Origin of the sequence: Paenibacillus sp. G2S3, assembly GCF_030123105.1 — a bacterium.
Lineage (GTDB): Bacteria > Bacillota > Bacilli > Paenibacillales > Paenibacillaceae > Paenibacillus_AQ.
The window spans coordinates 866,054-887,499 of sequence record NZ_CP126095.1 but is presented as its reverse complement, the minus strand read 5'-3'; the positions used below and the strand labels follow the sequence as shown (position 1 = coordinate 887,499).

General features: G+C 48.5%; 16 protein-coding genes. All 16 read right to left on the bottom strand.

Annotated features, from left to right (window positions below):
• Positions 1 to 10 precede the first annotated feature (10 nt).
• Positions 11 to 607 (bottom strand): hypothetical protein, encoded by a 597-nt coding sequence (locus QNH28_RS03905; RefSeq protein ID WP_283910252.1) that lies wholly within the window; start codon positions 605 to 607, stop codon positions 11 to 13.
• A 169-nt stretch (positions 608 to 776) separates the two neighbouring features.
• Complete coding sequence (gene bshB2, locus QNH28_RS03900; RefSeq protein ID WP_283910251.1) at positions 777 to 1,430, bottom strand: bacillithiol biosynthesis deacetylase BshB2; 654 nt, start codon at positions 1,428 to 1,430, stop codon at positions 777 to 779.
• A gap of 23 nt (positions 1,431 to 1,453) precedes the next feature.
• Entirely contained in the window at positions 1,454 to 1,798 is a 345-nt protein-coding gene (locus QNH28_RS03895) for a YojF family protein (RefSeq protein ID WP_042184926.1), read from the bottom strand.
• A 223-nt stretch (positions 1,799 to 2,021) separates the two neighbouring features.
• Entirely contained in the window at positions 2,022 to 3,257 is a 1,236-nt protein-coding gene (locus tag QNH28_RS03890; RefSeq protein WP_283910250.1) for an MFS transporter, read from the bottom strand.
• A 99-nt stretch (positions 3,258 to 3,356) separates the two neighbouring features.
• Positions 3,357 to 4,916 carry an aminomethyl-transferring glycine dehydrogenase subunit GcvPB gene (gene gcvPB, locus QNH28_RS03885; protein ID WP_283910249.1) on the bottom strand — a complete coding sequence of 520 codons (1,560 nt, stop codon included), beginning with the start codon at positions 4,914 to 4,916 and terminating at the stop codon, positions 3,357 to 3,359.
• Positions 4,917 to 4,939: 23 nt separating this feature from the next.
• Positions 4,940 to 6,343: an aminomethyl-transferring glycine dehydrogenase subunit GcvPA gene (gene gcvPA / locus QNH28_RS03880; protein ID WP_283910248.1), complete on the bottom strand. Its 1,404-nt coding sequence runs from the start codon at positions 6,341 to 6,343 to the stop codon at positions 4,940 to 4,942.
• Between the two features lie 53 nt (positions 6,344 to 6,396).
• Positions 6,397 to 7,179 carry an SDR family NAD(P)-dependent oxidoreductase gene (locus QNH28_RS03875; protein ID WP_283910247.1) on the bottom strand — a complete coding sequence of 261 codons (783 nt, stop codon included), beginning with the start codon at positions 7,177 to 7,179 and terminating at the stop codon, positions 6,397 to 6,399.
• Positions 7,180 to 7,196: 17 nt separating this feature from the next.
• The gene (gene lacZ / locus QNH28_RS03870) at positions 7,197 to 10,349 is read right to left on the bottom strand and encodes a beta-galactosidase, LacZ type (protein ID WP_283910246.1); all 3,153 of its coding nucleotides are present in this window, start codon (positions 10,347 to 10,349) and stop codon (positions 7,197 to 7,199) included.
• 73 nt (positions 10,350 to 10,422) lie between these two features.
• A complete protein-coding gene (locus QNH28_RS03865; RefSeq protein ID WP_283910245.1) occupies positions 10,423 to 11,235 on the bottom strand; it encodes a carbohydrate ABC transporter permease in 813 nt (270 codons plus the stop codon).
• Entirely contained in the window at positions 11,232 to 12,185 is a 954-nt protein-coding gene (locus tag QNH28_RS03860) for a carbohydrate ABC transporter permease (RefSeq protein ID WP_283912044.1), read from the bottom strand. Before QNH28_RS03860 ends, QNH28_RS03865 begins: the two co-directional genes overlap by 4 nt.
• Before the next feature lie 61 nt (positions 12,186 to 12,246).
• Positions 12,247 to 13,470 carry an ABC transporter substrate-binding protein gene (locus QNH28_RS03855; protein ID WP_481858374.1) on the bottom strand — a complete coding sequence of 408 codons (1,224 nt, stop codon included), beginning with the start codon at positions 13,468 to 13,470 and terminating at the stop codon, positions 12,247 to 12,249.
• Positions 13,471 to 13,627: 157 nt separating this feature from the next.
• Positions 13,628 to 14,848 (bottom strand): response regulator transcription factor, encoded by a 1,221-nt coding sequence (locus tag QNH28_RS03850; protein WP_283910243.1) that lies wholly within the window; start codon positions 14,846 to 14,848, stop codon positions 13,628 to 13,630.
• Positions 14,826 to 16,574, bottom strand: coding sequence for a cache domain-containing sensor histidine kinase (locus QNH28_RS03845; RefSeq protein WP_283910242.1), 1,749 nt, complete (start codon positions 16,572 to 16,574; stop codon positions 14,826 to 14,828). Before QNH28_RS03845 ends, QNH28_RS03850 begins: the two co-directional genes overlap by 23 nt.
• 139 nt (positions 16,575 to 16,713) lie before the next feature.
• A complete protein-coding gene (locus QNH28_RS03840) occupies positions 16,714 to 18,420 on the bottom strand; it encodes an amylo-alpha-1,6-glucosidase (protein ID WP_283910241.1) in 1,707 nt (568 codons plus the stop codon).
• 323 nt (positions 18,421 to 18,743) lie between these two features.
• Positions 18,744 to 20,441, bottom strand: coding sequence for a hypothetical protein (locus QNH28_RS03835; protein ID WP_283910240.1), 1,698 nt, complete (start codon positions 20,439 to 20,441; stop codon positions 18,744 to 18,746).
• Between the two features lie 61 nt (positions 20,442 to 20,502).
• Positions 20,503 to 21,348 carry a TolB family protein gene (locus QNH28_RS03830; protein WP_283910239.1) on the bottom strand — a complete coding sequence of 282 codons (846 nt, stop codon included), beginning with the start codon at positions 21,346 to 21,348 and terminating at the stop codon, positions 20,503 to 20,505.
• Between the last annotated feature and the right edge of the window lie 98 nt (positions 21,349 to 21,446).

The following is a 21,446-nucleotide window of genomic DNA, read 5'->3' as shown; positions in this document are numbered from 1 at the left end:
TCTTCGTTCCTTACTTCCCCTCATAGCTGAAATAAAAGTTCAAAGGCAATTCATCATCACTTTGTAAACTGTTCGACATCCTGTAGGTGATATACAATTTATCCTCGCCCTTGCCGTATGACCATGATTCTTTGATAGAGCCTGTTAATGGCTTTAGCGGAAGAGTCATCCTGTCAATCGTTAGGATAGATTTTTCGACTTTTTCAGCCGCCTCCTCATCCGCAGGTTTGTATTGGTTCATAAAAGCACGTACCAGCTCTCTCGCATCTTGATAACCGCTTTCCGATCTGGGGAAAACCGTTCCTACCCGGTAACCAATGATTTTATTGGTCTTAACATCTACCACAATCTGCTGTATAAACTCCTTTTGATTCACGGATAAGATATCATCCTGCATAATTGTACCCAAGGTTGTATCGTATTCACCCACAGCATCCGCAATTTGCAAAGCAGCAAGCCCTTCTTCACGCGGCTGCATGAAGACAGCCCGATGCTCTTCCACATGTGTGAAAAGCTCAGCATACTTGGGTCTCGCCTTACTGCATGCAGTGAATACCAGCAAAAGAATGACTATTCCACAAATGAGATTGATATATGATTTTTTCAAACGAATACGCCTCCTTGCCTGACGAAACCGGTTTGGTTGATCAACCTCCTAGCCCTTACCATATATTTGAAAAAAGGCACAGCTATTCATGCCTTATATTAGAAAAACAAAGCATGCCCACTGGTGGGCCACAAAGAAAAAGCCCGAGCGTTTATGCTCGGACTTAATATCATTCAAATGGATAGATCCAGAAACGCTCTGTTCCAAAACGATCTTGGATTTCTTTATCCTCTAGCGTTTTGCTGCCTAACAGTTCAGCGGCTTGGAATTGGGATTTATGCGCCTGAATGGACGCCATCTTTTGCTTCAAGAAATCTTTCACATCAATGATAACCTGAGGCTTTCCAATCTCTTCAATATTATTGGCGAAAGCTATACAGTGAACAGGAGGTCTCTCTGCCTTGGGCATTCTACCAACCGTTCGAACCACTGCAGCTCCGGTAGCATCATGATCAGGATGAACGCTGTACCCCGGATAGAACGTAATGACCAGTGAGGGGTTAAGCTCCTTCAGAAGCGCATCAATATGGCCCTCAAGCAGAGCTTGATCCTCAAATTCAATGGTCTTATCGTGGAAACCAAGCATTCTCAAATCCTGTATTCCAATCGCCCGGCAGGATTCTTCCAGCTCTTTTTTACGGATCTCTGGGAGGGTTACCCGATTCGCAAAAGGCGGCACGCCCATATTCCGGCCCATCTCTCCAAGTGTCAGACAAGCATAGGTAACTTGGGTGCCGTTTTGCACATGTTTAGCTAGTGTTCCAGATATACCGAAGGCCTCGTCATCCGGATGCGGTAATATAACTAGAATATGTCTTTCCACTGAACTCCTCATCTCCTCTACCATTAGAACGGCTCCCGGCTTAATTGTAAGGATACGACCAGTTTGCCTTGGCTGTCATGCCCGGCCAGAATTAATCTTTCGGTCTCACTCTCTTCATAGTGAGTTAGTCCTTCCGAGTACACCCAGCCCTGTGACATTTTTAGGCCGACGCGATAAGGTCCATGACCGGAAATCGAACCATGAGAATATCGGATCACAGCATTAGTAATGAAAGTAGCCGCTGGGTGCTTAGAACTATCGAAATGGGCAGCGTATGCTCCCGTCGTCATCTCAAGATGGATATATAGATCCTGATCTTTAAGCAGGTCGATCCTCTCTTGTATTTCGGATTGATTAATTAGCTGCAAGGTTACGCCTCCATATCTGAATGAAATTATACCTACGAAAAATAAGATCCCTACCTTATTAAGGACGGATCTGTTAAAGGATAAGCGGGTCCGTATTTCTCATCAAAGTATAACTTGCTATACATATTAATTCAAATGAATGCGATACGTTCCAAGCTTAAATTTCAAACGATGAATCCCCTATGTAAGCCATACCGAACGCTGCGCCGACGATGACAGCGATTCATTCTTTCAGCCTTTTATCCAGAATTGGGCGGATGAACCAGATATAATAAACCAGACAGAGAAGCAGTACTACAGATGTCAGAAAAAAGGGGATTTCATAATCCTGTCCAATCAAAATCCATCCCGTAAGCAGAGCGGCGCCGGATGATCCGAGGCTCCGAAATACGGATCTCATCCCTGCGTAGAGATTCCTCTCCCGCTCCTTAAAGGCAGACATCAACTGACTATCCAGCAGATTAGACAGCATCGTAAGCCCTCCCCCGCGAACCAGGAACACAATTGTGAACATCCAGACTGGCATAGCCCAGGATAATGAGGCGAACACGAGTATGTTAGCCAAAAAGACAGATACGATGGCCACATTGTGGCCAAAACGCTCTAATACATAAGGCGTCATTAAAGAAGCTGCAAACAAAACAACTCCGCTTACCGCCAGCAGAATGGACACTTTATCATCCATCCAGTTCAGTCTATACTTCACAATTACATTAAGGAATGACCCAGTGATGGCTATCGCGCCTCCGAGCAGGGCCATGAATACCGAGAACAGCCAGAGTGTGCCGGAAGGCAGCTTTTTCCTCAAGCTAGAGACTTCACGGTTCACTTCCAGAACTTCAGAGGTTCTAACCGTTTCGCTTTCCCTCCCCTCAGAGGGAAGCCAGAGTCCTCTAATCATACTGTGAACAACGAAAACTAGTGCAGCAAGCAGTAGCGTAAGCCCATACCCATCCCCACTATCAGCCGAATTCGGCAAGTATCCGGCAGCCAGGGTTCCTGCCCCTGTAAATGCAGTAAACACGGCAAACATCAGGGAGAAGGCACTTGCTTCTTCCTTTCGCGAGCCACAATAGTGGAATAGCAACTGCACCTCAGTCGTCTCCACAAGAGTAAGGCCAATTGAGACCAAAGTTTGAGCCAAATAGAATATGCCGGAATGATTGCCAATCGCATAAAGTGCACTTCCTGCCGCTATAAACAGGATGCCGGATACTAGCAGCTTTTTACGACCTATACGGTTTGCCGATATGGATACAGGAATAGCCAATGCACCCATGATCAGTATACCTATGGACATGAGCAGCCCGATTTCATCCTCCTTCATCCCTTTGGACAGCAAGTGCAAATTAAGAACTAGCGAATACATACCGATGCCGATGCCATACATGGCTTCGGTCATAAGAAACCGGCGGACGCCGACAGACAGGCGCAGCAAGTTCCTCATATACCCAGACATACCCATAACCCCTTTCCTTGGTGATACAGTCAAATAGGAAGGGCTCCATTCGGAGCCCCTCTACTTTCAAATGTATATTTTAATTGTAAGGACCAAGCCCTATTCCGGCTCTGTCTTCTTTAGATAAGCCCGCCACGTAATACACCACTTTGCAGGATCATCAAGAGAAGATTCCACATTCCGGTGAACGGTGCTGTTGTGCGGAGCTAATTTGACGATATGCGGCTGCGTGTAAGCTTCATTCGAAATATGGGTCAGCGCCTCGATATATTCATCAAGATCTTCCTTCGAATAAGATTCAGTTGGCTCCAGCGTGAACGGCTGCGCAACGATGTACGGATGATGGGATGTCCAATAATGCAGGCCGAAATCACACATCCGGCGGGTGATGTCTTCCGTTGTTACCCCAGTCTCATCCGTAAGCTGCTTCCAACTGTACCTTACCTGTTCAAGACGCCGACCTTTGATGTAAGGAGCACTGGCTCCACGGATTTGCAGAATTTTGTGATACAGATAGTTATTATTCAGTACAGCGATCTGGGCTACATTCTTAAGACCGTCCGGCCCCAGGCTCATAATCCAAGCGTAGGAACGAAGCACAGTCTGGGCCACGCCGTGGAAGCTGCGTACTTTGCCAATGCTGTCATCGCTTTGCTCTGCAAGGACATAACGACTTCCGTCCCAGTCAACAAGCGGCCCCGGCAGGAAACGCTTAAGGGAATCAGTTACCCCAAGAGCCCCAGTAGCTGGCCCTCCGCACATGTGAGGTGCGGCAAAGGTCTTATGCAGGTTGAAGAAACACATATCAAACCCGGCTTCTTTGGCTCGAGTGATACCCAGTAGCCCATTCGCGTTCGCCTGATCGTAGAAGCAGATTCCTCCTGCTTCATGAACCACGTCCGTGAACTCGCGGATGCGATGGTTGTATATACCTGTGTCTTCCGGATTGGCCACGACGAAACCCGCCGTGCGTTCGGAAATGGCATTCTTCAGCTTCTCCAGATCAGGGAATCCGTCTTCATCAGGATGCAGTGTAATGATCTTATACCCCTTAACCGCTGCGGTTGCCGCTTGGGACGGATGTGAGAAGATGGTCGTAATGATCTCATCCCGTTGGTCTCCCTCGCCCCGTGAATCGTGATATGCGCGGACAATGGAAGCCATGGCCAGCAAGGCCTGGGTGCCACTGCTCGGCTGGAACGAGAAGGCGTCCATCCCTGATATTTCACGCATCATCAGGTCCAGCTTATAGTAGATTTCCAGGATCCCCTGAACGGATCCGGCATCCTGCAGTGGATGCAGCTCCATCAGATTTGGGGTACGTATAAGCATTTCATTGATACGGGGAATATACTTCATCGTACATGTCCCCTGTCCGATCTCTACGTTAAGATCGGAACCTAAAGTCTCTTGAGAGAGTCTTAAATAATGTCTAAGAACTTTAGCCTGACCAATTTCGGGAAGTGCCGGCGCTTCTTTTCTCCGCATGGCTGATGGAATTCGGGCTGAGCCTTGACCGACAACCTCGGCAATTCCAGCCTCAGTGCCTGGCGGGATCACTCCGCGCTCACCCGGTCGGTGAAGCTCGAAGATCACCGGTTCATCCCATTTGGCTTGGTGAAAGCGGCGCACCTTATGATCTCTACGAATCCGTTTCATGGCTTTCCTCCTACTCTTCTGTATTATTGAGGCTTGCAGACAATGCTCTCGATAGCTGACGCAAGCCGGTCCAGATCTGACTGCATATGAATTTCAGTTACGCAATAAAGAGCACATTGTCCCCACTGGGGATAAGCAGACGACAGATCTTTTCCTCCAAAAATCCCTTTTTCCAAAAGACACTTGTTAATCTCAGCGACAGACATTCCGGTCTCGTTGAAATCTAAGATAAATTCTTTGAAAAAGGCTGTATCTTTGAATCGCAAAGAGACCCCGGGAATGGCACACAGCTTATCCGCAGCATACTGGGATTTCTGCATAATGGTCTCCCCTACTTCCTGCATACCCGCTGGTCCAAGCAGGGATAGGTAGACTCCAGCGGTAATTCCCCACAGCGCTGTCTGTGTTCCAACCGATTCCTTCCCCTTCTCCCGAAGGGCAAAGGATGTACGCTCATAGGCCACATCTCCGAAGCCATACTCGCCTTCCACTTCTGTTGGAACAATACCGAACAGGCGGGACGGATATTCCATCACATATGTCTCTTCATCCCGGGTAGCGATGAATCCGGCTTGACCCCCGCCATAGTTCATATGCATGCCTAGCGGCTGCAAATCCCCACAGACAATATCAGCACCGTAGCGGCTTGGAGGTTCCAGTACGCCAAGGGATATCGGATCAACGCCCACAATAGTAATAGCATTCACCGCGTGCACAAGCTCAGATATTTCAGCGCCCTGATCCTCTATAACTCCCAGATACCCCGGATTCTCGAAGTAGAACGCCGCTGTTCCTTCCTCAAGCTTACCCTGCAGATCCTCCAGATCTATCTTTCCAGTCACCGGATCAATTTCCACGTACCTAATTTCCATTACAGGTGTACAGTAATTGCTTATAATCTTGGCTTTATCCGGATCGACGGAGCTGGAGAGCAGCGCAATCCTACGGCCTGTAATCCGACCAGCCATTCGAATGGCTGTGGAGGCCGCCTGTGCCCAGTCGAAGGTTGGAACGTTAACTACGTCCATATCAACCAGTTCGGCCATCAGGCTTTGATACTCGAACAAGGACTGAAATCGGCCGTGGTCTTCGTAAGGCTCTCCTGCATAAGCCGTCACGAACTCCGAGCGCTGATTAATTTCGTCGCATACCGCCGGAACGAAATGCTGCCAACAGCCAGCCCCGAGGAAGTTGATATAATCGGCGCCATGCTTGTTCTTCGCAAGCAGAGCCTCGATATGTCGACGAAGCTCATATTCATTCATAGCTGAAGGAAGATTCATCTCCCGCTTGAGCTTCAGACTATCCGGAATCGCATCATGCAGCTGGTCGATGGAGCTCAGGCCGATTTCCTTCAGCATGGCCTCCCGGACTTCTGGTACTGTGTTCGGAATATAGGGATGGGCATAAGTTCTGTGTTCAGACAAGGTTAACGCCTCCGTCCTTAAAAGGTTGATGTTAAGTGTTCATTTCTTAGTCGTTAGGCAATGCCCCCGCCATCCACAACAAGTACGCTTCCGGTGACCCAGGAAGACAGATCGCTGGCTAGGAACAATACCGCATTTGCGATATCACGTGGTGTACCCAATCGCTCCAATGGACGTCCCCCAGCAGAGGCTACGAGGAAGGTAGCTTCGTCCTGTTGAAGCTGCTTGGCTTCATCGCGTAAAAGCGGCGTATCCGTGTCGCCTGGGGACACGCAGTTCACGCGAATGTTCGCGGGACCGTGGTCAATGGCCATGGCTCGGGTGAGATTGACCACTCCAGCCTTGGCTGCACAGTAGGAAGCGGCGCGGTCCCCGCCTTTAAGGCCCCAGCCGGAGCCGGTATTAATGATGCTGCCACCGCCTCCGTGCTCCATCACCGGGATCATATATTTGGAGAGCAGATAGACGCCCTTAAGTGATACATCCATCACCAGATCCCAGTCGGCTTCCTCAAGCTCGACAACGGTCTTGCGGCGGATTATCCCTGCATTGTTGAACAGAATATCGACTTTGCCGTGCGCGTTCTCAATCTCTGAGGCGGCACGCTTGCAGTCCTCCGAAGAGGAGACATCGCAGCGGTGGAAGCTTCCTTCCCCTCCCCGCCCTTTAATCTCATGAACAGCCTGCTCCCCCTGCCTTACATTGATGTCCAGCACAACCACGTGTGCTCCGAAATCTGCAAGCAGTCCGGCCGTAGCAAGGCCAATACCTGAAGCACCTCCGGTAACAACAGCTATCTTTCCGCTTAAATTGAGTACATCCTGTGTGTGGAGCATGCTGTGCCCTCCTCTCATTAATGTGGCTGTGGTAACCCGTACAGCATTTGTCTAGCAAGCCACTCCGGCGTGGTATCTTCTGATAAAAACGGAATGAGCAAAATGCGGAATTTAAAAGCTTCCGATGTTACCTTATGATCCGGCATCTGGGCAGGTCCACAACTGTTGCTGCCCAGCCCATTCTGCCGGTAATCCAGATTCAGCGTGATGAAGTCTCGCGGAACAAGCTCGCTTTCATGTTGTGCTTCTTCAAGATCCTTGTCCGTATAACGACGCGCGCTGAATTCAAGAGTCGGAATACCCGCAGCAAGTAGACCAAGTCCGGATGCGTCTGTGACGGATATCCATCTAACATCCATCCGGTTTCCATTCTCCTGCGGATATATATATGGAGTGAATAATCCATCAATTGAAGCTGTATACACTCCAACACGGCATGCCTCTTTGCTGTCCGAATAATTCTCACCGGGACCCCGGCCATACCATTTCACCCGATCCATGTCGTCTGGAATCTCCATCTGGAGTCCAATCTTAGGCAGCATTTCTGGCGGTTTGCCCTCCGGTGTGCCCTGCACATCCATAGTGATTTGCCCTATGCTGGTTACGGTATAGGTAGTTACACATCGGAAACCCCAATCAAAGACTGGTGGAGCAATCCTTGAGCTGACAGTAATACAGATAGTTCCTTCGTCAAGCCGGGTCCAGCTAACCTCACCAACACGTTCTGTTAGCCGGTCCAGGTGTGCTTTACGCCAGTCCGGTAGCACATACATGTCATTGTCGATCGGCGGACGCCAGAAATTCAGGCGCGGTCCGGCTTTCATTAGTTCCTTGCCATTCAGACGAAGCGAACCGATTCGACCGCTCCGCGTGTCAAAGGTCATACGGAAATCATCATTTGCGAGAATGATCTGCCCAGCAGCCTCTGTGCAGTGAAGATTCTGCCTGATCAGTTGACTTCCCATCCGGGTAGCAGCATGGGAGGGGTCATCTGAATGCTCTGTATGACTATCACCAACACGATTGCCTAACTCATCCTGCATTAGAAACTGAGCCCAAGCCACTTCATGACCCTGATCCGCCCAAAGACAGTCAGCGGCGATCGAGAAGCTGATGTTCAGCCACTGTTCCGCATCCTCACTGCGAAGGAGAGCATAAAGACTGTGGTCATAAGGAATCTCCACTTCTGCCTGTCCGCCCGCTTCAATCTCTGGGAGTGCAAGAACCCCGCTTTGAACGGTACGTCCATCCATGGTAATGCTCCAATCAGCATATAGGTGATCCAGTGTCAGGAAATCATAGCGGTTAATCACATTAACCTTGTTCCTGCTTATATACTCGACCCGAACCGGCTCGATAATTTTCTTATATTCAAGCAGGCCCGGTGATGGCGTTCGGTCCGGCCGGACTAGACCATCTATGACGAAGTTGCTGTTATTGGGCACATCCCCGAAGTCCCCGCCATAAGCATAATCAGCCTTCCCATCCGCCGTCTTCCAGCTCAGCCCGTGGTCAATCCATTCCCACACAAAGCCGCCCTGCAGTCTATCGTACTTGTCAAAAGTATCAAAATAAGGACTTAATCCACCGGGGCCGTTGCCCATGGCATGCGCGAATTCACACAGAATATGCGGCTTCGGATGATCAGTCAACTGACCGAAGCCTTCCATCTTCTCAACGGAGGAGTACATCGTGCTTACCACATCACAGACCTCAGCTTCGCGATCTTCTTCGTAATGAATAAGCCGTGTTGGGTCAGCTTCTCTGCACCACTGCGCCATCGCCCGGAAATTGCAGCCGAAGCCGGACTCATTCCCAAGCGACCAGAAGATCACGGAAGGATGATTCTTGTCGCGCTCAACCATTCGCTGAACGCGCTCCACGTAGGCTTCCTGCCAGGCAGGATCATCGCTGAGTCTGGAAATGTTGCCTAGCAGTTCGAATCCGTGTGTCTCCAGATCGGTCTCTTCCATAACATATAAGCCGTACTCATCACACAGATCATAGAACCGGGGATCATTCGGATAGTGCGCGGTTCTTACGGCGTTGATATTGTGCTGCTTCATCATCTTGATGTCCTGCAGCATGGTGGAGACGGTGACAGTGCGACCTGTATCCGGGTGATGATCGTGACGATTGACTCCCTTGAGTTGAATCGCCTTTCCATTCACCAGGAATTGTCCGCCGCGCACCTCAACTGTGCGGAATCCAACTCGCTGGGCCGTCATCTCTACTGTCTCTCCATTTTCATCCAACAAAGTGATCTTCAGATGGTACAAATTGGGCGATTCCGCACTCCACAGTTCCGGCTGTCCTACAGGCATTATAAGCTGCACATTCTTTCCTGCAGTAACCCGATCCTCAGCCCATGCAACAGATTCACCACTTCGCTTAAGCAGTTCAAGCCGCAGACTGCCCTGTTCAGCAGGTTCCCCTTGTATGTTCACATGAACGGATAAGATCCCATCACGACTTGATTCATCCAGTTCCGTTATAATCCGATAATCGGCAATGCGGAGCGAAGTAGGCTCGGAGAGCAAATACACATCTCTAAAAATCCCACTCATCCACCACATATCCTGATCTTCCAGATAACTGCCGTCCGACCATTGATACACTCTAACTGCTAAGGTATTGTGGCCCGGTTTCACATAAGGAGTGAGATCGAATTCTGAGGTCAGGCGGCTGCCCTGACTGTATCCGGCCAATTTACCGTTCACCCAGATATGAAACGCACTATCCACCCCGTCGAACTTAATGGCGACATTCCGCCCGTTCCAGGATTCGGGCAGCATGAACGCTCTCACATAACTGCCCGTCGGATTCTCATCAGGCACATGCGGGGGGTCTGCCGGAAACGGATAATATAAATCCGTATAATGCGGAGTTCCGTACCCTTGTAGCTGCCAGTGTCCCGGTACCTGAATCTCATCCCAGCCGGAAGTCTCATATTCCTCCTCGTAGAAGTGTTCCGGCGCCCACTTTGGCCCCTTTGCATAGTTGAACTTCCACATACCATTCAAGGATTTGAACCAGGGTGAGCTTCCCCTATTGTAAGTTAGTGCCTCTGACCAGTCAGAATAGGGGATGAAGTAGGCCCGGCTTTTGGCCCGCCCTCGCTGAAGGATGCCAAGATCATCCCAATCCCTCCTGATAGTTTGCTGTGACATGGTTCATTTCTCCTCTCTTTTCTCTACTCTGCGCTGTGTGCTGTTATTAGATTTCCGAACCCGCTGCGGCGAACTAACCTTTAATGCCTGTAGTCGCAATGCCGCCAACGATGTAGCGCTGGGCGAAAAAGAAGATTGCCAGCGGCGGGATCGAGATCAGAACTGTAATCGCCATAATGGACTGCATATCCACACCGTACATCCCTTTGAATTGTGAGAGTCCTAGGGTCAATGTGTATTTTGTTTGGTCGTTAAGGAAAATGAGCGGCCCAAGATAATCATTCCAACAGCCCATTATCTGGAACACAGCGACCAGGATCAGCGAAGGCCCCATCAGCGGGACAATAATCCGCGTCAATACGGTTAGCTTATTGGCACCGTCGATTGTAGCTGCTTCGTCTAACTCACGCGGGATGGTGAGAATGAACTGCCGCAGCAGGAAAATGAAATAGGCGGATCCGAAGAAAGACGGAACAATAAGGGATTTGAGCGTATTAATCCATCCCAGAACGTTGAATAGCATATACTGCGGAATCATAGTGACTTCCCAAGGAATCATCATTGTTGCCAACACAACCAGGAACAGAAAGTCCCTGCCCTTGAACTGAAATCTGGCGAATCCATAGGCTACGAGCGTGCATGAAATCAGTTGGCCGAACGTTGACAGGATGGTAATAATCAGTGTGTTTTTCAGAAACATATTGAAGGGCTGAATGTTCCACGCCTCTGCAAAATTGCTGAACTTCCATACAGAAGGAATCCATTTAGGTGGAAAAAGATACAGCTCGGACTGTGACTTGAGCGCAGTCGTAACCGCCCAGAACAGCGGGGCTATGAACAACAGTGAAAAAAAGAGCAGCAGAACGTATACGAGTATTTTCTTCACAAAGAACGTCTCCTTCCTTGAGCCTTCAGCTTCTCCTGAGGATTCTTCTTCATTTCACCTTCGTAGAACACCCAGGCTTCCGAGGATTTGAACACAAGAAAGGTCAAGCCGAGCACGATCAGGAACATGAACCAGGCGTTAGCTGCCGAATATCCCATTTTGAAATACTTAAACGCATTCTCATACATGTACATGGCATAGAAATAGGTTGCTTTCATTGGACCGCCTCCGGTCAGCAATAAAGCCAGAGTCAGCTGCTGGAAGGCTGCAATAATGGAAGTAATTAAGTTGAATAAAATCGTCGGAGTGATCATCGGAATCGTCACACTGAAGAATTGTCTGAGCTTACCTGCCCCATCAATGGAAGCGGATTCATAAAGATCTTTTGGAATCCCTTTAAGACCAGCCAGAAAGATCAGCATCATCGAGCCTTGTCCCCAAAGACTTGCAATCACCATTGCTACTAATGACCATTGCTTATCGTTGAGCCAATCAGGGCCCTGAATACCGATTAGAGACAGGAAGTAATTCAGAATCCCATAATCACCGCTGTATACCCAAGACCAGATCATTGCCAGAGCGACACCGGATATAACGGAGGGAATATAAAAGGCGGTTCGGAATATAGCACTGCCCCGTGTCTTCTGATTCAAGAGAATCGCAAGGCCAAGCGCCACAATGATGTTCAATGGAACGAACAGAGCCGCAAATTTGAGGGTGACCCCGAGTGAGGTCCAGAATAACGGGTCATCCGTAAACATTTCCGCATAATTGCCAAACCCGATAAAGTGCACTTCGCCGACAATCGGCCAATCAAAAAAAGAGATGATAAGGGAAAATAACAATGGCCCCAAGGTGAACACGAGGAATCCGAAGATCCAAGGAAAAATGAAGAGGTAGGGAACAGCCCTACCCCAACTACGTCTTCGTGTAGGCTTGAGCTGGGCCATAGGCTCCCCTGCTTGATGCAGAAAGGTCTGAGCCATCTCTTAACCTTCTTTCTGTAAAGTGTTATTTCAAATAACGTTGACTATCTTTAACAGCCTGATTCAGCACTTCCTGGGCATTGCTGCCGTGCATAACCGCTTCCACCGCAGCAGAGAGCTGGCGGTTCACTTCATTCCATTTCGGATTTAGCAGGAACGCAGGTGTATTGCTGGAACGTTCCAGCATTGTGTAATACGGTTTATAGAGCGGGTCCTGATCTTTCTTCAGCTCGTTTACGACACTGACCCTTACAGGCAGATCTGCCACACGCATCTTGATCGAATCATTAGACACATAGAATTTCACGAATTCCCAGGCCAGATCTTTCTGCTTCGAATCCTTGGCGATGGACAAAGCGGACTCCGCGAGCACGCCTTTGACCGGTTTGCCCGGGAACGCAGGAATTTCGACCGTACCTACATTTATGCCTGCCGTCTTGAACGATTCCAGCGGCCAGATACCGCTCTCCCACATAGCGATTTTACCCGCTTTAAAAATGTCATCTCCGCTCTGCTGGCCTTTGCCTCCGGTCAGCACAGCCGAGCCGTTCTTAACCATGTCGCCGAGCATCTGGATGGACTCAGCTGTCTCTTTGCTGTTCATAAATCCTTCAATCGTTTTCCCGTCATCGGAGATGAACGAGCTTCCGTTGCTCCATACGAAGCTCTGAAGGTCATACGTATCGTTCTCTGCGCGAACCCCGAATCCGTACTGCTTCTTCGACTTATCGCTGAGCTTGGCCGCGATGTCCTGGAACTCCGTCCATGTCCATCCATCCTTCGGATAAGGGATCTTGGCATCCTCGAACAGCTTCTTGTTGTAATAGACCACGCGTGTGGTGAACCCTGCCGGAATGCCATATAGCTTGCCGTCAATTTTGCCATAGTTGAACAATCCCGGATAGAAATCTTCGATGTTCAATTCTTTATCATTGCTCGAATAGCTGTCCAGCGGTTCTAGAGATTGATGATAGGTTGGGAAATCCCACATATACATCACATCAGGCGGATTGGTCGCCCCGAATCCAGCGGCAAGCTTCTGGTCAAAACCGTCTGCATAAGCCTCTACCTGAACCTTCGTGCCCGGATGGGCTGCTTCGAATTTCTTGGCGATGTCTTGCTCAATCTTGAGCGCGTCTCCGGTATCCCATGTCGCAAAACGAAGCGTCTTCGTCTCCCCTGAGCCTGCGGCACCTGTGGATGATGAAGGCTCACTGTTCCCCCCGCAAGCTGTGACCATAGTTGCCATTAACGTAGTGGCAAGTACAATAAGAGAAATTTTCTTTTTCACTGTGGCAGCCTCCCCTTTGAATGAGGTAATAATAATTGAACCGCTTTCATCTTAACTTTTATGAAAGCGGTTCAAAACCGATATCTATTCGAATGTTTGCGTACTTTTGTTCGATTTACAGGCCGGGGTGTCCATCTGTTCGAATCACGGCGTCTTTTTGTTGTATGCGGTAATAACTAGGCGTCTGACCCGTGCAGCGCTTGAACCATTTGCTGAAATATTTACTGTCGCCCAGCCCTGTCCGCTCCGCAATATCCTGCATCGTCAACTGCGTATCCCGTAGCAATGCCTTGGCCAGCTTAAGCTTCCTTTTATATTGAAAAGCCACAAAGCTGTCGCCAACCGTCTTCTTAAATAAGATCGAGAAATGGCTTCGGCTAAGTCCCACCTGGCTCGCCAAATCGCTAACCGACCAATCCGCTCCAGGGTTCTCATGCAGAAGCTTCACGGCCTTCCATATCGGTTCAGGCCAGTCCTGAGACGAAATACCATGCAGCTTCTCCACTTCCGCTTCCTTGTGAAGCGCCATGATGGCCTTGCTTAAATCTTCAGCGTTGCCCAGCGGTCCTCTCTTAGCCCATTTCAGCTTCTCGATTTGGCTTTTCATCTGAACGAGCAGACTGTCCGCAATCTCCAGCTCGTCACCAGGTACAATCCAGTAGCAAAGGTCCTCACCGTATGGGATGATAACAGATGCGCTGTGGGGCATCCGGCTATTCTCATCCTCATTAAGCTTGACGAGATCCAGGTAAGTACAATCGCATCCACAGGTCTTGATCAGATAAATGTACAAGGGTTCCCTATTCAGCGGCAGCTTCTCCCTAATGAGCTTATCTATTTCGTCAACAAATTTGCTGCTGTGTCCACTCTGCCAGGCAAACAAGAGAGAGCCCAGACGTTCTCCATAGATTTCGCTTGTTTCAGCATCTGCTATGGGAGCAGACGATGTCAGCTCCCTCTGGAACTTCTCCAGCATTCCTTCCAGCTCTTCATCTTCAAAGGCCGTCTTAAGCAGATATCCTGAAGCCCCAAGCTTAATTCCCTGCTGAGCAAACTCAAAGTCACGGTGACAGCTCAGCAGAATAATCCGGGTGTCCTTATCGACCTCTTTAACTTTGCGTAACAGTTCAATCCCATTCATCTCCGGCATGACGATATCGGTGATCACTATTTGAGGCAGGTGAATCTGATAGGCCTCCCAGGCTTTAAGGCCGTTCGGCGCATCCGCCACCACTTCCATCCCATACTTATGCCAAGGAATTGTAGAGCGAAGTCCTTTGCGCACGATACTCTCATCATCTGCAATTAACACTTTAATGGTCTTGGTTGTCTCCATGCGGACTCTCCTCCTTCTTGGGCCACCTAATTACGATAGTAGTGCCTTCACCTTTCGTAGAATGCACCGTCAAGCCATACTGCTGTCCGAAATGAAGCTTGAACTTCTGATTCGCGTTCTGAACGCCGAGTCCTCCGCGTCCCTGCGGTTTGCTTTCCGGCTTTGCACGCATAAGCGCCTTCAGCTTCTCTGCAGTGATCCCTGCACCGTCATCAGACAATGTTAACAACAGATGATCGCCTTCCTCCCGTACACTTAACGAGATGTTACCCGCCCCATCTTCAAATCCATGAAAAAAGATGTTCTCGAAGAGCGGCTGAAGGGTCATACGGGGAATCAGATACGGCTTAAACTCTTCGTCACAGGTCTGTTCATAACTGAATGCGGACCCGTAACGGATCTCTTGTATTTTCAAAAAATGCTCAATCATTCGGAGTTCACGGCCTAACGTGATCAACTCCTGAGAGATATCCAGATTACCTTCGAGCACCATCGTCAGATGATAGAGCATCTGGCGGATATCCTCTGCCCCTTGGAGCCTTGCCTTCCACTGGATAGAATTCAGCGTATTAAAGAGCAGGTGTGGATTAATTTGGTAGTGGAATGCCTTAAGCTCGGCCTCCTTCTTCAGCCGCTCACTCTGCTCCACTTCCTGCACAAGGGATTGAATTCCCCCTACCATACGGTTGAAGCTGGTGTCCAGGCTGCCGAGTTCATCCTTGCCTTCCACCAGGGTCCTCGTGTGTAGCTTGCCAAAGCTGACCTTCTGCATCGAGTCTTTCAGCCTGCGAATTCGAGCTGTGAATTTCGATGAGAATATATAAGCTAGCCCAAAGGCAAGCAGACAAGAAACAATGGCTACAAGTACTGTGTTGGAGCGGATCAGGCTCGAGGAAAAATAAAATGCTTTGGCTGGCAGCCTTGCTTCAATCTTCCATCCGTTGGCTGCCAGTGTCCTATTCCACACCACATCACTATCGTCTGGAGTGAATGGAGAATCTGACTGGTAAATGGGTTGCCCTTCAGAACCAGTTATCGTCAAATGCGCTTTGGTATCTTCCTCAAACATATGGAACATATCTAGAAGAACCTGCGCATTCTCTTCTATTAAGATCGTGCTTCCATGCTGGGTTCCAGCCGGATTATTAATCCGTACAGCGAGCCCCAGGATAGGATCTCCGGTATCCGAAGCTTCCATGCCATGATTCATAGGATAGAAGCCCAGCCAATAGGGACCTTTGGATGAATAAGTAAGGGCCCGCCAGGCAGGAATATCATTAAGCTTACTGACATCCAGATTATTCTCTCCATAGTAATAACCAGAGCGGGTAATCAGATAAATCCCTCTCGTCAGATCCGTCTTAAGTGATTTAAGCAGCGCCTCGAAGTCATCTTTATCCATAATCTCCTGATACGTAGTCGGAACGTGATCACCTAGTCCCACCCGCGCAGGATCAAGGAGATATGAATAGATCGTTCCTGTCGTCTGATTCATCCGGTTCAAAGCGGAGCTGATCTGCTGATCAAGTTGTGCCACGGTGTTCTCCCCGTATTTCCCGAATTGGGAGTTAATGACTATAGCGGATTGATAATAGTTCAAGGCTCCCAGTGACAGTAGCGGAATAATCGCGACAATAAGAAAGCAAAAGAGCAGCTTAGTCCGGATGCTGAAATAAGAGCGAATAGAGAAGCGATGATATAACTTCTTAAAGAAATGACTCCACATGACTTCTCATCCCCGCCTTATATATTTCATTTTTATAGTTGAAGTGTAGCACGGACTGGCACACTCGGGAATATCTCGGAAAATGGGAAAGCACTTCCCCTCACGCCGGTCTTGACCAGGAGGAAGTGCCCGTATGTTTTTAGGTTGTATACTCGTGCCCTAGGATTAAGAAGACACTTGAGGTCCAAGTAAACGCCCTGTCGCGAAGCCCTTGACCCGTCAGGGCATCGAAGTTCTCGGCCATGCCACTCTTGTTCAGCATATTGCAGAATCGCCGGGCTACCTCACTTGCCAGCTCAACATCCCCCGCCGCGGCCACACCTTCCACGAGCAGCATGGTTGATGGCGCCCAGATTGGGCCTCGCCAATAGCCATCCGGCGTGTAGTAAGGGCTCTTCACACTCTCTGTAGCCCAGCCGTTCGGCGTCAAGAAGCGGCTCTCATCCCGCAGGCCATCCAGCAGTGCGCGCAGGATTGGCTCCGGCAGCCGCTTGCCAAGCAGAATGGGCACGAAGAGCAGCAGGCTGTCGCCGTCGGATGCTTCGTGAGTTCCAGAACGGCAAGCGGTGAACCTTCCATCCTTCCAGAAATGACGCAGCATTTTCTCCAGGGTCTCCTCGCCTAATCGTCTCCATGCGGTGCTTTCGTCGGTAAGCCCCAGAAGCCCAGCAATTTCGGCAAGCAGTTCGATCTGCAGGATCAAAAATGCTGCCAGATCCGGACTCTCCACCGGAATCCCGTTATTAAAGGCAGTACTGTTGTCCCAACCCGAATCGTTTCCATGATTGTACTGTGGTATACCGTCCTTGTCGTTATCCCGGTAATGGAACCACCAGTTCGTCCACTTGCTCAAGGGTCCATACACTTCTCGAAGATGGGATTCCTTAATATAATCCGTCCGCTGCATCATCCAGGCCAGCGTCCAGCCATGAATAGGCGGCTTGTTGCAGTTCCAAAGCTCGTACTTGTCGTTGATAAAGTCCGGAATCAGGCCGCTCTCATCCTGGCGGTCGAAGAAGATCATAAACTGGTCCCAGGCCAGCTCTGGATGATGTCTTACAAGAGCCATCGCATTGAAGCAGTGATCCCAGCTCCAAATATTCGTCATCCAGTTCTTCGACATATACATAGCAGGTCGGGTCAAGCATCCTTCCGCGGGAACCAGACAGGACCAGGTAATATAAGCCGCCAGTTCACGGCCGTCCTGCCAGCGTTCGGGAACTGTCAAGCTGGCACCCAGCCACTGGTCATATTCCTGTTGCACCTCTAGTACCGCTTCCTCCCATGACCTCCAGGCCTCACGCTGTTCCCATACCGTACGGAATTCTTCCACCGCGAACTCGGCAATTTCCGTACCCGCTTCAGGGACGAACTCCGCCACAATGCGGGAACTTTTGATTTTGTCCCAAGGTACCTCCATCCGAAGCGCCCCGGTTAGCCGGGTGAGCATGAACCGGCATTCATGGGTGAAGCTGTTTACTTCCCAACTGCCTGCGGTGTGTTCATAAGCATAATCGTAGGCTGAGGTACGGAAGGCGAGGCGAATGCCACATCCTCTGCTCTTGAACCGGACCGTACGGCCATCTGTAATACAGATTTCCGCATAGATGTTTTCGGTATCCGTATTCAAACGAAGCAGCGTAGGCTCGGCCTTGGCCTCATACGGGATATACTGATTATTCTCGTCCAGCAGTTCAATTTGAAAAGCTTCACCAAATTTATCATCACCACCACGCACAGTTCGTAAATAAAGTCCCTCCGCCCTAACATCCGATTCAGGTAGTTCAGAAATAGCCAGAAAGGTGCCTCTTCGGCTGAAGGGTACCTCGTTAAGATTAAAGTTCATATCGTTGGACTCCTTTTCAAAAGAAGTATGCGCTTTCATTTTATCTAAGGAGTCAGGTATGCGGAACAGACAGGTGTTAGCGATGGGGAGTCATATTGTTGGAGTGAGAAGTCTGACGCGTACACGGGTGTCTTTTTGTTAGATGATCAGGGGTACAAATGTTAGCATGTCATGATTTCCAACAAAGACGACGTCTAGAATGCTGCTTAATGAAAAGAGGCTATCCTGTATACCTCATATTGGCATTAACAGGATAACCTTTTGCTGGGAATTCGATTTAAATCGCTCGTGTATGCTACTTACAATTCAAAAAAGATTGTGAATTAATTTAATGAGATCGAATAAAACAGTCTGGATCCTTTGTTATTGGTATACCATACAATTTTGTCCCCACTAACAATAGGGTTGCTTTCTGATAGTGCAAAGTTCTTAATCGTTTGGATACCGCCAGTGGTTGCACCCTCTCCATTTATAAGAACATATTTCAAGTCACCCGGATGATTCTCCTTATCAAATTCCTGCCACAGCACCATCAGCCTATCGTCTGTTATTTTCACTAGTTTAGGAATGGAAGCGATCTGGTTCGTACCTACATATTTAGCCAAGGTGATGTGGTTCACTGCTGTGCTAGACAGGTTAGCTTTTGGCAGTACACTAAGAACGATATCTCTCTGGTCCTTCTCCAGTCCCACCATCTCATAAGACGTATATTCCTTGACAAGCGAATGGTCAATCGTATTCATAGCGACAATATAGTTCGCCGAAGATATCTCAAATCCGCCTATAGAAACGCCTGTGGTGTTCGCTCCGATTTTGCCGGGGATATTAAACAGGTCTACCTCGTTATAGCTGGTTCCATTTCCTTTATTCAGCACAATCGAACGAGGATAGGCATCACCATGATCCACTAGAACATGCGTAGCACCATCAAACAATACATATTGATCAAAAGAGTGGCTAACATGATTCTTCTGGAATCTTCCCAGATCATTCGTCACGATCATAGTTTGGGTATTCACGATAATGGTCAGCTGGGATTGATGATTTAGTTTATCTTCTGTCGTGTATCTTGTACGTGAGGTGTGGAATACAAGCGTATCACCAGTCTCGGCCATATTACCAGAGCCAGAATCAAAAGGGCTAACCGTATAACTCTCGCCACCCTTAATGGAGACACTATCTACTCTATTAAAGCTTTTATCATAACGGACAATACGAATCACTTCTTTGCTATCATTCTCTTCGCGATTCTCTTGTCCAAAAGCAATGTAGTTATACTTCTCCCCACTATAGAAACCACCAAATATCGGAAGCTCAAAAGGGATACTCTTATTTCCAGTTAGTTCAAACTTCTCATTATATGATTCAATCGTAACTTCCTTATTCGCCTCAAGGACACTTACAGTCCCGTCATTATTATTCACGAGATAGGAAGTGGCCGTACTTTTCCATCTGGGAAAATAAGAAGATACAGCGTTACTTTCGGTTTCCACCGCCGACTTCACCCGGTAAGCATGATCTGGAACTTTAGAGAACAGTGATATACGATCAGACTGAACATCATAATCGATATCGAATGGAATCTTTCCCGCCAAATCTCGCAACTGAACATAGTTATTCTCATCAATATTGTATGCCGTAATAGACTGCAGCTGCCCATCCACTAGCACTTTAGAGGTCGACAGCGTAGCTGAATAATTTCTATTGCGACTATAATAGTTGCTGCTAGCTTTCTTTTCAGGAGTATAGGCTTGCCCGGTTATGATCTCTATCGCATTGTTTGCTTTATTCCAAGTGATATCAAATTGACTGGCTGTTCCCGAGAAATACTCCGCTACATCGCGCAGCCGGAAATAATTGTTGTTCGAGATATTGAACCCTTTCAGATCCCTTTGTTCTCCGTCAAAATATGTACTGCTCTCGGTCACCTTAGCCTTCACCGTACTGCTCGCAAAGGTTGTAGTGCCGAGCGCTGGTATAACTAGTAATACCATTAGCAAAACACTAAAAATCCTCTTCATCCAACTTTTCCCCCATCTATGTATAAATAAAAACACTATAATTTTTATCGGTATTTTATGCCTATTCCTCCACCACATAACTTACAAACGCCAATCTCTTACTATCCGGGGACCACGAATTCACGTTAATCGTACCCTGACCTCCGAACAGCTGTACTAGTGTGCGATACTCGCCTCCCGTGCTTGCCATCAATCGAATCTCAACATCCTTATTCGCAGGGTGATCGCCAGGATCTACATCTCCTTTGCGGTAACTAAGGTAGGCAATCGTCTGACCATCTGGCGATACATGCGGGAACCAGTTATTACTCTCATCAAAAGTCATCTGCGTTTGCTCACTGCCGTCGGCATTCATTCGCCACACCTGCATTAGCCCTGTACGCACCGAATTGAACCAAATATGCCGTCCATCTGGTGAATATTCAGGCCCATCATCCAGCCCAGGCGAATCCGTCAGTTGTACCTCTACTCCCCCGTCTACTGGAATGGTATAAATATCATACTGACCGTTGCGCTCTGCACAATAGGCCAATTCAGCACCATTTGGAGACCAACCATGTAAATAGCTTGGAGCATTCGGTGTAACTAGAACCGGTTCGCCACCCTCCATGGGAAGAGTATATATACGAGATTTACCATCTTCTTTTGTATGATGACTAATTGCGATCTTGGTGTTGTCAAAAGACAGAACATGATCGTTATTACATTCCGTAGCAAATCCCGAATCAATACGAATGCTCTCACCGATTGCTATGTCGAACGAATAGAGACAACCTCGACTATTATAAATAAGACGCTTACCATTGCTCGTCCAATTGGGTGCCTCGATTAAGTAATCAAATGAGCGGAGCGCAGTACGTTCCCCTGTCTGTACATCTACGATTTCTAATGTGCTAATCACTTTCATTGTCCTCTCTCCCATCGTTAAAATATGTACATAACCCACTTCGACAGCTATTCTAAATACCCTTTCTTCTGGTCATACCATTGTGTAAGCAAGCAAAA

What these genes read in the sequence shown, in the direction of transcription:
- QNH28_RS03890 (WP_283910250.1), bottom strand. Translation starts at nt 3,257, where the DNA reads ATGTCTGGGTATATGAGGAACTTGCTGCGCCTGTCTGTCGGCGTCCGC.
- gcvPB (WP_283910249.1), bottom strand. Translation starts at nt 4,916, where the DNA reads ATGAAACGGATTCGTAGAGATCATAAGGTGCGCCGCTTTCACCAAGCC.
- QNH28_RS03875 (WP_283910247.1), bottom strand. Translation starts at nt 7,179, where the DNA reads ATGCTCCACACACAGGATGTACTCAATTTAAGCGGAAAGATAGCTGTT.
- lacZ (WP_283910246.1), bottom strand. Translation starts at nt 10,349, where the DNA reads ATGTCACAGCAAACTATCAGGAGGGATTGGGATGATCTTGGCATCCTT.
- QNH28_RS03860 (WP_283912044.1), bottom strand. Translation starts at nt 12,185, where the DNA reads ATGGCCCAGCTCAAGCCTACACGAAGACGTAGTTGGGGTAGGGCTGTT.
- QNH28_RS03855 (WP_481858374.1), bottom strand. Translation starts at nt 13,470, where the DNA reads ATGGCAACTATGGTCACAGCTTGCGGGGGGAACAGTGAGCCTTCATCA.
- QNH28_RS03850 (WP_283910243.1), bottom strand. Translation starts at nt 14,848, where the DNA reads ATGGAGACAACCAAGACCATTAAAGTGTTAATTGCAGATGATGAGAGT.
- QNH28_RS03845 (WP_283910242.1), bottom strand. Translation starts at nt 16,574, where the DNA reads ATGTGGAGTCATTTCTTTAAGAAGTTATATCATCGCTTCTCTATTCGC.
- QNH28_RS03840 (WP_283910241.1), bottom strand. Translation starts at nt 18,420, where the DNA reads ATGAACTTTAATCTTAACGAGGTACCCTTCAGCCGAAGAGGCACCTTT.
- QNH28_RS03835 (WP_283910240.1), bottom strand. Translation starts at nt 20,441, where the DNA reads ATGAAGAGGATTTTTAGTGTTTTGCTAATGGTATTACTAGTTATACCA.
- QNH28_RS03830 (WP_283910239.1), bottom strand. Translation starts at nt 21,348, where the DNA reads ATGAAAGTGATTAGCACATTAGAAATCGTAGATGTACAGACAGGGGAA.